Source organism: Paractinoplanes lichenicola (assembly GCF_016785085.1).
In the GTDB taxonomy this organism is placed as follows: Bacteria; Actinomycetota; Actinomycetes; order Mycobacteriales; family Micromonosporaceae; genus Actinoplanes; species Actinoplanes lichenicola.
Genome location: NZ_JAENHO010000015.1, coordinates 27,478 through 41,145, shown reverse-complemented (window position 1 = coordinate 41,145; position 13,668 = coordinate 27,478). Strand labels below are relative to the sequence as shown.

Genomic DNA, 13,668 nt, shown 5'->3' with positions numbered 1-13,668 from the left:
TGACGAACGAAACACCTCTAAGGGGAGAAGCGTGACGCACGTGTCCGAGCGCAACGGTGCCGGGTCCAACGGCGCTGAGGGCGCCGACCGCCAGCCCTGGACGGCCGGCGCCGGCCGCGGGATGCGCAAGCGTACGGCGACGTACGCGGACGCGGGCGTCTCGATCGAGGCCGGTGACCGGGCCGTCGAGCTGCTCAAGTCGAAGGTCAAGAAGACCACCCGGCCCGAGGTCATGGGCGACCTGGGCGGCTTCTCGGGCCTGTTCAAGCTGAACACGGCGAAATACAAGAGCCCGATCCTGGCCTCGTCGACCGACGGCGTCGGCACCAAGCTGGTGATCGCCCAGCAGCTCGACATCCACGACACGATCGGCATCGACCTGGTCGCCATGGTCGTCGACGACCTGGTCGCCTGTGGCGCCGAGCCGCTCTTCCTGCTCGACTACATCGCCTGCGGCGAGGTCGTGCCGGACAAGGTGGCCGAGATCGGGGCCGGCATCGCCGACGGCTGCCGATATGCGGGCTGCGCCCTGCTGGGCGGCGAGACCGCCGAGCACCCCGGCGTGCTGCGCCCCGACGAGTACGACGTGTCCGCGACCGGCGTCGGCGTGGTCGAGGAGAGCGAGATCCTCAGCAGCGAGCGGGTCGAGATCGGCGACGCGGTGATCGCCATGCGGTCCTCGGGTCTGCACTCCAACGGCTACTCGCTCGTGCGTCACGTGCTGCTCGGCGCCGGCCGCATGCGCCTCGACTCGGTGGTCGACGACTTCGGCAGCCAGCGCACCCTGGGCGAGGAGCTGCTCACCCCCACCAAGATCTATGCCAAGGACTGCCTGGGCCTGATCGAGGAGACCGACGTCCGCGCGTTCTCGCACGTGACCGGTGGCGGCATCCCCGGCAACCTCAACCGCATCCTGCCCGGCAACGCCGACGCGGTGGTCGACCGCTCGACCTGGCGCCCGCAGCCCATCTTCGACCTCATCCAGGCCAAGGGCCGGATCGAGGACAGCGAGATGGAAGCCACCTTCAACATGGGCGTCGGCATGTTCGCGATCGTCTCGTCCGACGACGCCGACCGTGCGATGGCCTATCTCACCGGCCGCGGCGTCGAGGCGTGGCAGGTCGGCGAGGTCATCGACGGCACCGGCGAGGTGCAGATGATGGGGCAATACACCCGAGGCTGAGCTCATGCTGCCCAAATGATCCGCGTGTGTCGATATCTGGCACATGCGGATCATTCGTTTACTCGGCTGGACCGCAGAGCCTAGCCTCTGACGTGAGTTCTCCACGCTTTCCGACCGAGGACGGGGGTAGATCAGTGGCGCACGCCTGGAGCGGGATGCGGGGCATCGCGCCCGTCCCGACCTATGTCGTCATGCAGCCCACCACGCTCTGCAACCTCGACTGTGCCTACTGCTATCTGCCGTTCCGCGCTACCGACAAGCGCATGCCGGTCGAGGTGGCCCGGGCCGTGGCCGCCTCGGTCGAGGGCTGGGCGAGCGCGGGCCGCTTCTCGGTCGTCTGGCACGGCGGCGAGCCCCTGGCGGCCGGGCGCGAGCATCTGGCCGCCCTGCTGGAGCCGTTCGGGTCGGCCGTCGAGCATCACGTGCAGACCAACGCCACGCTCATCGACGACGCCTGGTGCGAGTTCTTCCGGGCCCACGACATGCGCGTCAGTGTCAGCGTCGACGGCCCCGAGCAGCGCAACGGCGACCGGGTGACCCGGGGCGGCCGGCCCGCGTACGACCGGATCGTGCGCGGCATCGAGGCCCTGCGCCGGCACGACATCCCGTTCTCCGCCCTGTGCGTGGTCGGCGACCCGCGGCCCGGGGCGGCCACCGAGCTCTACGACTACTTCCTCGGGCTGGGCTGCGACGTGCTGGGCATCAACGTCGAGGAGCAGGAGGGCGTCAACACCCGCGCCAACGCCCACGACGCGGCCGACGTACGGGCGTTCTGGGCCGAGCTGGTGACCGCCTGGCGGGCCGACCCCCGCATCCACCTGCGTGAGGTCGAGTGGACGCTGCGCTACGCGGCCGCGGTGCTCGACGGCACGGCCGACGCGCTGCTGCCCCGGCGGCTCGACCCGATCCCGACGATCGCGTACGACGGCTCGGTGGTGCTGCTCTCGCCCGAGCTGGCCGGCTTCTCGGATCCGCGCTACGGCGACTTCACCAGCGGGAACGTGCTGACCCGGCCGCTCAGCGAGATCTTGTCAGATGCCGCGTCGACACCGTGGATCGGCGAGTTCCTGCGCGGCGTGGAGTCGTGCCGCGCCACCTGCCCGTATTTCGGCTTCTGCGGTGGCGCCCACGCGGCCAACCGCTACTTCGAGCAGGGCCGGTTCGACACCACCGAGACGGACCACTGCCGGAACAGCAAGATTCGCCTACTGGAGGGAGTGCTGGACCATGCCCGAGATCACGAGCCCTCGGCCGTCTGAAGACCTGGGGACAGATCCGGTGACGGCACGGGTGCACGACACCCGGGACGGGCTGGCCGCGCTCATCGAGGCGGCGGAGGAGGCCCGGCGGGCCCGCGCGGAGAGCACGGCGGAGGAGGGTTCGGCGGTGTGCGCCTGGAACCACTTCGAGAACATCCCGACGTTCTACAACTGGAACAACCGGCCGCGGTAAGAACGGCCGGAACCAGGTTCGAAGCCCACGCGAGGGTTAGCCCGCGTGGGCTTCAGTTGAACCGTAGGGATTTCTGATCCGACACACACGGGAGCACGCGGAGAGCCGCGTGCTCTGTGCGGTACGGGTCAGCGCCTTGTCGGCGACCAGGAATCCTGGTCGTCGTCAGCGTCATCCTCGTCATCGTCGACGAACTCATCGTTGTCGTCGTCGAAGTGACGGTCGGACTGGCGTGTTCCCGCCAGTTCGCGCTGCAAGGCGGTGAGGTCGGTGTTCGGGGAGTGATACTTCAACTCCCGGGCCACCTTCGTCTGCTTGGCCTTAGCACGGCCGCGCCCCATGGCTCGACCCCCTCGCACAGAATTCGGGGCAGCCCGAAGGCGGGCCCCGATGACGTCAGGCATCTCTCGTGGGTCTTACGGTACATGGACGATGCCGTCTTCGGCACCTCGGGTTGCGTGTGACACTGCCGCGCGTCGCGGTTTTCCGCCCCGGAACGCGCGGCAGGCACTAAACCGCTCTCTTTTCCTGCCCCCGGGCCCACCGTTCGGGTCGGAGAAGGAGACCGTTCATACGAGGTTCACTCAGCTCAAATAGATCGAACGCAGCCGGCCGACCTCGGCCATGCGCTGCTCGGCGAGCCGATCGGCGGCCACGGCGGGCGCCACTGAATCGCTGTCCGCCATCTGCAGGATCCGGCGGGTCGTGTCGAAGATGCCGGTGGCCCGCAGCTTGGCCCGCTCGAAGTTGAAGCCCTCGATCTCGTCGGCCACCTGGATCACGCCGCCCGCGTTGACCAGGTAGTCCGGCGTGTAGAGGATGCCCCGCTCGGCCAGCGTCTTCTCGATGCCGGGGTGCGCGAGCTGGTTGTTGGCGCCGCCGGTGACGACCTTGGCCCGCAGCAGCGGCACGGTGTCGTCGTCGAGCGCGCCGCCCAGGGCGCAGGGGGCGTAGACGTCGAGGTCGGAGGTGATCAGCGCCTGCGTGTCGGCGACCAGCTCGATCTGCGGGTACGTGGTGCGGGCCCAGCTCAGGGCGGCCTCGTTGACGTCGGTGGCGAGCACCGTGGCGCCGTCGGAGATGAGGTGGCCGGCGAGGTACTTGCCGACCTTGCCGAGGCCCGCGATGCCCACCGTGCGGCCGGCCAGCGTGGGGCGGCCCCACGTGTGCTCGGCGGCGGCCCGCATGCCCTGGAAGACGCCCCACGCGGTGAGGATCGAGGAATCGCCGGCGCCGCCGTGCTCGACACTGCGGCCGGTGGCGTAGCGGGTCTCGCGGGCGATCACGTCCATGTCGGGGACATAGGTGCCGACGTCGCACGCGGTGTAGTAGCGCCCGTGCAGCGACTCGACGAAGCGCCCGTACGCCCGGAGCAGCCCCTCGGACTTCGCGCGGGCCGGGTCGCCCCAGATCACGGCCTTGCCGCCGCCGAGGTCGAGACCGGCCAGGGCGTTCTTGTACGCCATGCCGCGGGAGAGCTTCAACACGTCGGCCAGGGCCGCGTCCTCACTCTCGTACGGATAGAAGCGGGTGCCGCCGAGTGCGGGCCCGAGGGCCGTGGAGTAGATCCCGATGATCGCCTTGAGGCCGGTCTGCCTGTCCTGGCAGAAGACGACCTGTTCGTGACCGCTGGCGTCGGTGCCTTCGGTGTCGAACACGCCCATGGCTGTTCTCCTGATCCTTTTGTCGAGGCCCTCGTGGGGCGCCCTGCGCCGGCGGGGGGTGTGCCGGACAAAGCGAGCCTAGTCGGGTGTCCTGTGGCGTGATTACGTCCGCGCGGGAAGTTCCACCCGGCCGATTTCGTGAAAGGATCGCGCCGTGCCGTCACTGTTCGCGTCGTACCTGAGGGTTTACGAACCACTGACCGCCTTCGACCGCGACCGTCAGGTTTTCTGGCGTAAATACGCTCGCGAGGGCCGCGCCCTGGGCCCGGTGGAGGGTCCGGTCCGGCAGCGCACGGCCGTGCTCGAGGCGCTCGGCGCCGGCTGGACCCGGCTGCCCGACCTGCCCGACGAGGCGTACGTGCTGCAGTGGGCCGACTCGCTGCTGATCTGCCCGTGGAACCTGCGCCTGCGGGTGGCCGAGGCGGCCCTCAACGCGCGCGACGGCGTGCCCAGCGTGCTGGCCGACGCCTTCGTGCCCCCGGTGCTGGCCGGCCAGGCCAAGGCCATCGTGGAGGACTGGCGCAGCGGGGCCAAGGTGCTCGAGCACGGGGTGCCCCGGGTGCACGAGCAGATCGCCACCTGGGGTGTGCCGCTGCGCTGGTTCGTCTTCGTCGATCTGGAGGAGCGCGAGATCGACCTGACGGCCGGTCGGCGCACGCTGCGTTACCGCACGGAGATCTCCAAGGCCCGTCGGCGGGCGCACCGCGGCGTCGCCGTGCTGCGCAAGTCGCTGGGCGACGCCCCGATCACCGAGGCGGTCGAGGAAGGCACCCGGTGGCTCGAGGAGTTCCACCCGCGCTCGATCGTCGAGCTTGACTACGGCGGCCTCGTCAACCTCCTCCCGGATGACGTTCTCGCTGGTGACGATTCACCCGGACTGGTGGCGGCCGGGCTTTCGGCACTCTCGCGCGGCGACGCCGACGACGCCTCCGCCGTCTACGAGAAGCTGGTCGATCGCTGGCGGGCCGTCCAGTTGCTGGAGCGGTGCAACTGAGCTGCGAAGATGCGGACAGAAGGGCGGTTTTCGCCACCGCTGGGAGCGCTCCCGAGGCGAATACTCTTCGTAATCGGCGATCGCCGAAGCGTGATAATCGGACTAAACGAGACACTATCTGGCGTAGAAAACACGCAAAAATCGGGCATGCTTCATCCGTCTATCTGGGGACCTTCGTCCGTTCGGCCCATGTCGGACATCGGGGACTAGCCGGACCATGAGAGACGCACCGGCCGGCGGGACCCCGGCCGTTGTCTATAGGTACCTGTGGAGGAGTGACCGATGGCATCGCGTACGCACGATCCTGAGCCGCTACTAACGCCGGCCGAGGTGGCGTCGATGTTCCGTGTCGACCCGAAGACCGTCACCCGGTGGGCGAAGGCTGGCAAGCTGAGTGCGATCCGCACTCTGGGCGGCCACCGTCGTTACCGGGAGTCGGAGGTTCGCGCCCTGCTGCAGGGACAGATTCCCACGCAGCGTCAGGGCGACTGACCTCAGTCGATTCGCGAGATCGTTGCTAGGGGCGAGCGTCGGGGAAGACGATCGCCCCTTCTTCGTGTCCGGAGGAGTTTTCCGGCCCGGCCTCAGACCGGGTCGACGACGATCACGGTGATCCGGTCGCGCTGGCCCAGCAGCTTGTAGCGCAGCGTGCCGAGGATCCCGAGCATCCGGTATTTCCGGCCCAGCACCCCGGCGAAGTGGTCGCGCTCGGCCGCGTCGCCGATGCGGGCCCGGCCCTCGACGGCCTCGCCCCGCACATTGCCGCGCACGTCGCAGGCCGCCACGGTGACTTTGGGGTTGTTGCGGGCCCGCTTCACCTTCCAGGTGTCGGTGACCGTCCAGATCGCCACTCCGGCGCCGGCGGGCAACACCCAGACCGCCGTGGGCACCGGCGTTCCGTCCTTGCGATAGGTCGTCAGGGAGACGTACTTCTCGGAACCGAGTTGCTCCAGCGTCGGCATGAGCCAAGGGTAGTGGTCATGGAAGAACCAGCCGTCGGCGACGTGTTCGGCGAAATGATCAAGGACGCGTACGCGGTGCACACGGGGGTCGGACCACGCCCGCTGGCCGGTGGGCGCTGGCCCCGCCCGGTCATCGAGGTGATCGAGCGGGACGACGGACTGATCAACGGCGCACCGGCCGGCCACTACCTCGAGGAGCCGGCCGACTGGCGCCCCTTCGACCACCGGGCGCTGCGCCTCGTCCGCGGGCACGTGCTCGACATCGGCGTCGGCGCGGGCCGTACGGCGGTCGAGCTGCAACGCCGGGGCATGGCGGTGACCGGCCTCGACACCTCCGCGGGAGCGATCGAGGTCGCCCGCAAACGCGGCCTGCGCGACACCGTGCTCAACACCGTCGACGCGTACGCCGTCGCCAGCGCTCGCTACGACACGTTCCTGCTGCTCGGCAACAACCTCGGCCTGCTCGAGAGCCTCGACCGCGGCCCGGTGCTGCTGGACGCGCTGGCCCGGCTGGCCAATCCCGGCGCCCGCCTGATCGCGCAGGGCACCGATCCCTACGGCACGACCGATCCGGTGCACGTCGCCTATCACCAGCGCAACCGGGAGCGCGGCCGGCTCGGCGGGCAGCTGCGGCTGCGGCTGCGCTATCGGCGGCTCGCCACCGAGTGGTTCGACTATCTCAACTGCTCGCCCGCCGAGCTGGAGGAGCTGGTCGCCGGCACTCGCTGGCGGCTCAAGGCGATCGACGACGAGGACCGGCCCTACTACCTCGCCGTGCTGGAGCTGGCGGGGTGAGCGGGCTGAGCCGCGACCAGGTGCGGACGAGCCGGCGCATCGCCCTGGTGCTGCGGCATCGGCCGGAGTCGGCCGGGCTGCGGCTGGATGCCAACGGCTGGGTGCCGGTCGGCGAGCTGCTCGCCGCGCTGCGGATCAGCCGGGCCGAGCTCGACGCCATCGTCGAGCACAACGACAAGGCCCGCTTCGCCATCGCCCGCCGCGACGACGGGGCCGAGTGGATCCGGGCCAGCCAGGGGCACTCCCGGCGGGTGGAGGTCGACCTGGACCTGCCGCCCGCCGAGCCCCCGGCCGTGCTGTTCCACGGCACGCCCGCCGCCAACCTCGACGCGATCCTGCGCGAGGGCCTGCGGCCGCGCAGCCGGCACCACGTGCACCTGTCCCGCGACGTGCCGACCGCGCTGCTGGTGGGGCGCCGCCGGTCGGCCGACGTGGTGGTGCTGCGGGTGGCCGCGGGCGAGCTGGCCGCGGCCGGGCACGTCTTCCATCGCAGCGCGAACGGGGTGTGGCTGACATCCGCCGTTCCCGAACGGTATCTCGCGCTAGAACCGACAAATCAGTAAACCTGCTGGTTGATCCGTACTCCACAATGGCCGAACGTCACGACGTCACCTCCTCGCCGTTAGCGTTGGGGCATGGCGAGGCTGACAAACCTGCTGGGTGCGCTCGGTGTCGCCGCCACCCTCGCCGGGCTGGCCTTCGGGCTGCCGGCGATCGACCGGTCGCTGCCCGCCGAACGCGCGATCCGCAGCGACGAGCCCTACCTGATCGGCGCCGGGGTGACGGTCGTGCCCCCGGCCGGGGCGGCCCTCGACGTGACCGGCACCCGGCCCGCCGACGACGACGGCACGGTGCTGTTCCGGCTGGGCCCGGTCAAATACGCGATCGTCGTGCGGCCCTTCGACGGCGACCTCGGCGCCGCGGCCGAGCGGCTGCGCAAACGGATCGTCGACACGACCGGCTATCAGGTCACCGGCGCCCAGCTCGAGGTGAGCACGGCGGGCGGGCTGGCCGGGCTGCAGGGCGGCTACACGGCGCCGGGCCGGGGCGGGCGCTACGCGGTCTTCGTCGCCGACGGTCACACCATCGAGGTGACGATCAGCGGCAACGACCTGGATCTGGGTCGCACCCTGCCCCAGATCGAGGCGAGCACCCGTACGCTCCGGCAGTCGGGCGGACAGCGGTGACGACCTCGGTGGTGCGCCCCGCGAGGAGCGCGCGCGTCTCCACCCTCGTACGGGTGCCGGCCTTTTGGGTGGTCCTGACGTTGCTGGCCGCCGGCGGTCTGCGGATGGCGCAGATGACCGGGCATTTCTTCGCGGCGTATCCGAAGGCCACGACGCTCTCGATCCTGCTGTTCGCGCTGCTCGCCGTGCCGTTCTGGCTGTTCGTCTCGGAACTCGACTTCCTCGAGCGCGAACCGGCCGAGCTGCTCGTGGTCGCGTTCGCGTGGGGCGGGCTGGTGGCCACCACCGTCTCGATCCCCGGCGGCGTCGCGCTCGAGAACCTGATGGCCAAGCTGGGCTCGCCGCAGCTGGCCGCCGGCTGGGGCGCCGCACTGGCCGGGCCCACCGTCGAGGAGATCGCCAAGACCCTCGGCGTGGTGGCCGTCGTGCTGATCGCCCGAGCGCAGGTCAACAGCGTGCTCGACGGGGTCGTCTACGGCGCGATGGTCGGCCTCGGGTTCCAGATCGCCGAGGACATCGTCTTCGCCGTCGGCGCGGTCGCGCTGGCCGGGCAGGGCGACCAGGTGCAGCCGGTGATCGCGACGTTCCTGCTGCGCGGCTTCCTGGCCGGCATCTGGAGTCACACGCTGTTCGGCGCGCTGGCCGGGGCGGGCATCGGCTATCTGGTGGTCAGCCGGGAACGTGGCCGCGCGCATCGGGCCGGGGTGGCGGCGCTGGCCGTGCTGGGGGCGTGGGCCTTCCACGTGCTCTGGAACTCGCCGCTGCTGATCGACGGGCTCGGCAACGGCGCGCTCGCGCTGCTCGGCGTCCTGCTGATCAAGGGGCTGCCGCCGCTGCTGCTGATCCTGCTGCTGGTCCGGCACTTCCAGGACCGGGAGGCCGACTACTACGTCGAGCGGCTGGCCCGGCTCGACGACCCGTCGCTGATCACCCCGGGGGAGCTGGCGGTCTTGGGCTCGTCGTCCCGGCGGGCGGCGGCGCGGCGGCTTCCCGGGGCGGCCACCGCCGTACGCCGTCTGCAACGCGCTCAGGCCCGGCTGGCGGTGGAGCTCAGCCGGGCCGACGCCGAGTCGATCGCCACCGCCGAGGCGGCCGTGCGCGACCAGCGCGAGGCGCTGCGCCGGCTCGGGCATGCCGAAGCGGTGGCCGGCCCGGTCTCGTGGCGGCACCGGGCCTCGACGATCGCCACCACGGCCGTGGCGATCGCCGTGCTCTGGGTCGCGCTGAGCGCCCTCGGCGGGGCCTGATCGGCTCTCAGACGGCCGGCGGGTGGCCGCCGTCGCCGTCGACGATCGCGTCCGGGTTTCCGTCCTGGTCGAGGTCGACCATCGTGATGTCGACCTTGCCGTCGCCGTCGGTGTCGAACTGGAACAGGTCGGGCTTGCCGTCGCCGTCGGTGTCGGACACCCAGACGTCGGGCTTGCCATCGCCGCTGGAGTCTTGCGCGATGAGGTCGACACGCTCGTTGCCACGCGTCTCGACGGTCTCCTGGGGCTCAGTCATGCGGGCCTCCCTGCATTGCGAACACGGTCGCAGGGAAGAGTAGGGCCCAAGTCACAGGACCGCGAGCCGGGCCTCGCCGGTAACGTTCATCGAATGGACATAGCGGCCGACAGTGTGCAAGACCTCTTCACCACCGGTGGCGGCGGGACGCTGGGCGCGCGCATGGGCATCCAGCTCACCGAGGCCTCGGCCGAGCGGGTCGTGGGCACCATGCCGGTCGAGGGCAACACCCAGCCGTACGGGCTGCTTCATGGCGGCGCCTCCTGCGTGCTGGCCGAGACTCTGGGCTCGGTCGGGGCGGTCATGCACGGCCAGAGCGTCGACCGGCCGTTCGCCGTGGGCGTCGACATCAACGCCACGCATCACAAGTCGGCCCGCTCCGGCGTGGTCACCGGCGTCGCCACTCCGGTGCACCGGGGCCGCACCATGGCGACGTACGAGATCGTCATCACCGACGACGGCGGCGAGCGGATCTGCACAGCGCGAATCACCTGCCTGCTCCGTGGGGCTTAGATTTCCGCTCCCACCGCGCGAACCTTGACCACTCCACGTACCTTCTTTCACGTGACCGAGGTACCACAGCACGCTATCGACGACGCGGCACTCGTGCTTCAGAGTGCGCTGAGCGGCGACAGTGACGCGGTGGTCGGCACGTTCGACTCGGTGGTCGACCGCTCGGGCATCGTCGGGGCCTACGACGTCGCCTGGTGCCTCGCCGCCACGATGGTCGGCCAGGTGCCCTCGGGCGGCGCGTGGACGCTCGACTTCCCCGGCATCGACGACGCGCGGTACGACAAGCGCTGGGTCGCCCGCTTCATCAGCGCCTACGCCAACAGCGACATCGCGACCGCCGAGGCGCTGTTCGGCGCGGCGATCGCCGACGGGCAGCTGCCCGACTGCCTGCTCGCGCTGGCCGGCTCGACGGTGGCCACCCTGCGCCACCGTGCCGCCTGACCGCCTTCAGCGCCCTTTGAGATAGAGCGCCTTCGCGTACTGCGCGGTCGCCGCCTCGTTGTACATCGAGGCCTCCTGCATGTAGAACTCGTGATCGGCCAGCGCCGCCTGCGCCTGCGACGTGCTCTTCCAGCGGATCGCGGCGTCGATCTCGGAGAGGCCGCGGGCCTTGAACTGGCGGCGCATCGCCATCCGGCCGTTGCGGAACGCCTCCTGCGCCTCCTCGGCATGCTTCATGGCGACGAAAGCCTTCTCGCTGAGCGCCTCGGCCATGGTCCAGGCCGCCTGTTCGGCCGCGTTGGTGAAAGTCAGCACGCTGTCCTCCTTGACCCGCTGTCCTTCTCGCCTCTTCATCGACCTGGCAAGATCGATGAATGTTGTTGCTGCTCGATCTGGACAACACTCTTATCGACCGCACAGCGGCCTTCAAGACTTGGGCCCAAGCCCGCTTCGGCGCGGCCGAGGTGCCATGGCTCGTCGAGGAGGACCGCGACGGCTATCGGCGGCGGGAGGAACTGGCCGGGCTGATCGCCGCGCGCTACCGCCTGGACGCCGCCGACATGCTGGCTGAGCTGCGCAAAGGCATGGTCGACCAGCTCTCACCGGACCCGCGGGTGGCGGCCGCCCTGACCGGGGCGACGGCCGCCGGCTTCGTGCCGGTCGTCGTCACGAATGGCACGGTGGCCCAGCAGGAGGCCAAACTGCGCCGCACCGGGCTCGACCGCCTGGTGGCGGCGTGGGTCGTCTCGGAGGGCGCGGGGGTGCGTAAGCCCGATCTCGCGATCTTCGAGCAGGCCGCGGCGGCGGTGGGGCGTCGGCTGGACGAGGGCGGCTGGATGGTCGGCGACCATGCGGAGTACGACATCGGCGGGGGAGCCGCGGCCGGGTTGCGTACGGGGTGGGTCTCGGCGGGGCGGGAGTGGCCCGCGACGCTCACCTATCGCCCGACGGTGACGGCCTCGGACTGCGCCACCCTGCTCGACCGGCTTCGCGCCGAGCCTTGACCGGGGGCCGTGCGCCACAGGTTGCTGCGGAGGGTGCGGGTGGCGACGATCGTCCAGGCGGTGACGAGGACGGTGAAGAAGGTCACGGCCAGCACGGTCAGCACTGGCGAACCGGTGCGGGCGGCCAGGCCACCGGTGGCGGTGACGACCGTGCCCACGGGGAAGGTGAAGCTCCACCACGTCAGGCTGAAGGGCAGACCAGCCCGTACGGTCCGGATCGTGATCGCCGCGGCGAGGGCGGCCCAGAAGAGGGCGAAGCCCAGCGTGGGGACGCCGAAGAGCAGGGCCAGCATCTGCGCGCCGGAGGCGTACGGGTCGGGCAGGACGCCCTCGGCGGCGCGGCCGAGCAGGTGGGACGCGGTCACCGACTGGCCGAGCGGGCCCAGCACGATCCACAGCGTCGGCACCATGCGGGCCGCGCCGACCTGGTGACGCACCAGGCGGGCCCAGATCTGCGTGATCACGATCACCGCCGCGAACAGGCTGATGCCGGCGAAGGCGTAGCAGGCCAGCAGCAGGTCGCGGCCGTCGCCCACGTGCGGCACGAGCAGCGCGCCGGTGGCGGCCGAGACCATCGGCGAGACCACCGGCATCAGCCAGCCGCCGAACGCGGCGTCGGGCGAGGCGGCCAGCTCGGGGCGGGTCATCATGCGGAACGGGACGGCGACTGCCACGACCAGGCCGAGCAGCGTGCCCGCGCTCCACAGCACCAGGTCGGCCGCGACGGCGAACTCGCCCGGGCCGAGCAGCAGCGTGCCCGCCCCGACGGTCATCAGCGCCATCGGCGGCGCGCCCCAGAACTGCATGAGCACCGGGTCGTCGAGGTGGCTGACGCCGCGCCGGGCGGTGGCCGTGAGGACGGCGACGAGCAGGAGGACGGCCAGCAGCCACATCACGGTGGCGAAGGCGTGCAGGCCCGGCACTTGGACGGGCAGCGTGGCGGCCGCGGTGGCGACGATCCCGGTGCCCATGACGGAGGCGAACCAGTTGGGTCCGAACATGCTCTCCACCTTGCGCCGGGAAAGCGCAGGCCAGTAGGCGGTGATCCCGCCTGAGGTCATAACCTGATCTTATGCCTCTGCCCCCGTTGGCCGCCGACCTGACCGGCTTCGACCTGCTGCTCAGCGTCGCCCGGCTGGGCAGCGTGGGCCGCGCCGCCGCCGAGCACCGCATCTCGCAGCCGGCCGCCAGCGCCCGCCTGCGCGAGCTCGAACGGCGGGTCGGGCTGACCCTGCTGCACCGCACGCCGCGCGGCTCGACGCTGACCGAGACCGGAGCGCTGGTCGCTGACTGGGCCCGCGCGGCGGTCGACGCGGCCGACGCGCTGGCCGCCGGCCTGGCCGCGCTGCGCGCCACCCACGAGAGCCGGCTCACGGTCGCCGCCAGCCAGACCGTCGCCGAATATCTGCTGCCCGCCTGGCTGGTCGCCCTGCGCGCGGCCCACCCCGGGCTGGCCGTCACCCTGCAGGCCGCGAACTCGGCCGACGTCGCCGCCGCGGTGCTGGCCGGCCAGGTCGAGCTGGGCTTCGTCGAGGGCCCCGACCTGCCCGGCGGGCTGCACGACGAGGTGGTGGCGACCGACCGGCTGGCCGTGGTGGTGGCGCCCGGGCATCCGTGGGCGAAGCGGCGCCGGTCGGTCACGGCGGCCGAGCTCGCGGCCACCCCGCTGGTGTCGCGCGAGGCCGGCTCGGGCACGCGGCGGGCGTTCGACCAGGCGCTGGGTGACCTGACGGCGGCCGCGCCGCTGCTCGAACTGTCGTCGACGACGGCGATCAAGCACGCGGTGGCGGCCGGGTCGGGGGTGGCGGTGCTCAGCTCGCTGGCGGTCACGGCCGAGCTGGCGGCCGGCACGCTCGTGGCGGTGCCGACCGCGGTGCCGTTGCAGCGCCGGTTGCGGGCCGTGTGGCGGGCCGCCGACCAGCTGATCGGGCCGGCGCGCGACCTTTACGCGATCGCCCGCCGGGCCTGAA

At 71.2% G+C, this 13,668-nt stretch carries 19 protein-coding genes; 13 read left to right on the top strand and 6 right to left on the bottom strand.

Going from position 1 to position 13,668, the window contains the following annotated elements; all coding sequences use genetic code 11:
• Positions 1-31: 31 nt before the first annotated feature.
• The 3 genes from purM (at position 32) to amcA (ending at position 2,635) form a co-directional block, all read left to right on the top strand.
• The gene (gene purM, locus JKJ07_RS40975; protein ID WP_202997417.1) at positions 32-1,183 is read left to right on the top strand and encodes a phosphoribosylformylglycinamidine cyclo-ligase; all 1,152 of its coding nucleotides are present in this window, start codon (positions 32-34) and stop codon (positions 1,181-1,183) included.
• A 155-nt stretch (positions 1,184-1,338) separates the two neighbouring features.
• Positions 1,339-2,442: a cyclophane-forming radical SAM peptide maturase AmcB gene (gene amcB / locus JKJ07_RS40970; protein ID WP_202997536.1), complete on the top strand. Its 1,104-nt coding sequence runs from the start codon at positions 1,339-1,341 to the stop codon at positions 2,440-2,442.
• Positions 2,411-2,635 carry a multiple cyclophane-containing RiPP AmcA gene (gene amcA / locus JKJ07_RS40965; protein ID WP_202997416.1) on the top strand — a complete coding sequence of 75 codons (225 nt, stop codon included), beginning with the start codon at positions 2,411-2,413 and terminating at the stop codon, positions 2,633-2,635. The genes amcB and amcA overlap by 32 nt, the downstream gene beginning before the upstream one ends.
• Before the next feature lie 128 nt (positions 2,636-2,763).
• Here the strand turns inward: amcA and JKJ07_RS40960 are convergent, their stop codons facing one another.
• Positions 2,764-2,976 (bottom strand): DUF3073 domain-containing protein, encoded by a 213-nt coding sequence (locus tag JKJ07_RS40960; RefSeq protein WP_133873684.1) that lies wholly within the window; start codon positions 2,974-2,976, stop codon positions 2,764-2,766.
• A 243-nt stretch (positions 2,977-3,219) separates the two neighbouring features.
• Positions 3,220-4,299: a Glu/Leu/Phe/Val family dehydrogenase gene (locus JKJ07_RS40955; RefSeq protein ID WP_202997415.1), complete on the bottom strand. Its 1,080-nt coding sequence runs from the start codon at positions 4,297-4,299 to the stop codon at positions 3,220-3,222.
• Positions 4,300-4,453: 154 nt separating this feature from the next.
• Here JKJ07_RS40955 and JKJ07_RS40950 point away from each other — a divergent pair, with 154 nt between their 5' ends.
• Both JKJ07_RS40950 and JKJ07_RS40945 read left to right on the top strand, forming a co-directional pair.
• On the top strand, positions 4,454-5,293 hold the full coding sequence (locus JKJ07_RS40950) for a DUF8083 family protein (protein ID WP_202997414.1): 840 nt from the start codon (positions 4,454-4,456) through the stop codon (positions 5,291-5,293).
• A gap of 282 nt (positions 5,294-5,575) precedes the next feature.
• On the top strand, positions 5,576-5,785 hold the full coding sequence (locus JKJ07_RS40945; RefSeq protein ID WP_014687221.1) for a BldC family transcriptional regulator: 210 nt from the start codon (positions 5,576-5,578) through the stop codon (positions 5,783-5,785).
• Positions 5,786-5,877: 92 nt separating this feature from the next.
• Here JKJ07_RS40945 and JKJ07_RS40940 read toward each other — a convergent pair whose 3' ends face one another.
• The gene (locus JKJ07_RS40940; RefSeq protein ID WP_202997413.1) at positions 5,878-6,255 is read right to left on the bottom strand and encodes a PPOX class F420-dependent oxidoreductase; all 378 of its coding nucleotides are present in this window, start codon (positions 6,253-6,255) and stop codon (positions 5,878-5,880) included.
• An 18-nt stretch (positions 6,256-6,273) separates the two neighbouring features.
• On the opposite strand from JKJ07_RS40940, the gene JKJ07_RS40935 reads away from it, so the two are divergent.
• From JKJ07_RS40935 to JKJ07_RS40920, 4 genes are all read left to right on the top strand, one after another.
• A complete protein-coding gene (locus JKJ07_RS40935; RefSeq protein ID WP_202997412.1) occupies positions 6,274-7,050 on the top strand; it encodes a class I SAM-dependent methyltransferase in 777 nt (258 codons plus the stop codon).
• Positions 7,047-7,613 (top strand): RNA 2'-phosphotransferase, encoded by a 567-nt coding sequence (locus tag JKJ07_RS40930; RefSeq protein WP_202997411.1) that lies wholly within the window; start codon positions 7,047-7,049, stop codon positions 7,611-7,613. The genes JKJ07_RS40935 and JKJ07_RS40930 overlap by 4 nt, the downstream gene beginning before the upstream one ends.
• A gap of 72 nt (positions 7,614-7,685) precedes the next feature.
• Positions 7,686-8,237 (top strand): hypothetical protein, encoded by a 552-nt coding sequence (locus JKJ07_RS40925; protein WP_202997410.1) that lies wholly within the window; start codon positions 7,686-7,688, stop codon positions 8,235-8,237.
• The gene (locus JKJ07_RS40920) at positions 8,234-9,484 is read left to right on the top strand and encodes a PrsW family intramembrane metalloprotease (protein ID WP_307834670.1); all 1,251 of its coding nucleotides are present in this window, start codon (positions 8,234-8,236) and stop codon (positions 9,482-9,484) included. Before JKJ07_RS40925 ends, JKJ07_RS40920 begins: the two co-directional genes overlap by 4 nt.
• 7 nt (positions 9,485-9,491) lie before the next feature.
• On the opposite strand, the gene JKJ07_RS40915 is transcribed toward JKJ07_RS40920, so the two are convergent.
• Positions 9,492-9,740, bottom strand: coding sequence for a hypothetical protein (locus JKJ07_RS40915; protein WP_202997409.1), 249 nt, complete (start codon positions 9,738-9,740; stop codon positions 9,492-9,494).
• Between the two features lie 93 nt (positions 9,741-9,833).
• Here JKJ07_RS40915 and JKJ07_RS40910 point away from each other — a divergent pair, with 93 nt between their 5' ends.
• Positions 9,834-10,253 (top strand): PaaI family thioesterase, encoded by a 420-nt coding sequence (locus JKJ07_RS40910; RefSeq protein WP_202997408.1) that lies wholly within the window; start codon positions 9,834-9,836, stop codon positions 10,251-10,253.
• 51 nt (positions 10,254-10,304) lie between these two features.
• The gene (locus JKJ07_RS40905) at positions 10,305-10,694 is read left to right on the top strand and encodes a hypothetical protein (protein ID WP_184954232.1); all 390 of its coding nucleotides are present in this window, start codon (positions 10,305-10,307) and stop codon (positions 10,692-10,694) included.
• Positions 10,695-10,700: 6 nt separating this feature from the next.
• On the opposite strand, the gene JKJ07_RS40900 is transcribed toward JKJ07_RS40905, so the two are convergent.
• Positions 10,701-11,009, bottom strand: coding sequence for a hypothetical protein (locus JKJ07_RS40900; RefSeq protein ID WP_202997407.1), 309 nt, complete (start codon positions 11,007-11,009; stop codon positions 10,701-10,703).
• A gap of 59 nt (positions 11,010-11,068) precedes the next feature.
• Here JKJ07_RS40900 and JKJ07_RS40895 point away from each other — a divergent pair, with 59 nt between their 5' ends.
• Entirely contained in the window at positions 11,069-11,698 is a 630-nt protein-coding gene (locus JKJ07_RS40895; RefSeq protein WP_202997406.1) for an HAD family hydrolase, read from the top strand.
• Here JKJ07_RS40895 and JKJ07_RS40890 read toward each other — a convergent pair.
• A complete protein-coding gene (locus tag JKJ07_RS40890) occupies positions 11,632-12,699 on the bottom strand; it encodes a TDT family transporter (RefSeq protein WP_202997405.1) in 1,068 nt (355 codons plus the stop codon). The two genes, JKJ07_RS40895 and JKJ07_RS40890, sit on opposite strands and share 67 nt — an antisense overlap.
• A 71-nt stretch (positions 12,700-12,770) precedes the next feature.
• On the opposite strand from JKJ07_RS40890, the gene JKJ07_RS40885 reads away from it, so the two are divergent.
• Positions 12,771-13,667, top strand: coding sequence for a LysR family transcriptional regulator (locus JKJ07_RS40885; protein WP_202997404.1), 897 nt, complete (start codon positions 12,771-12,773; stop codon positions 13,665-13,667).
• Position 13,668: the final 1 nt, after the last annotated feature.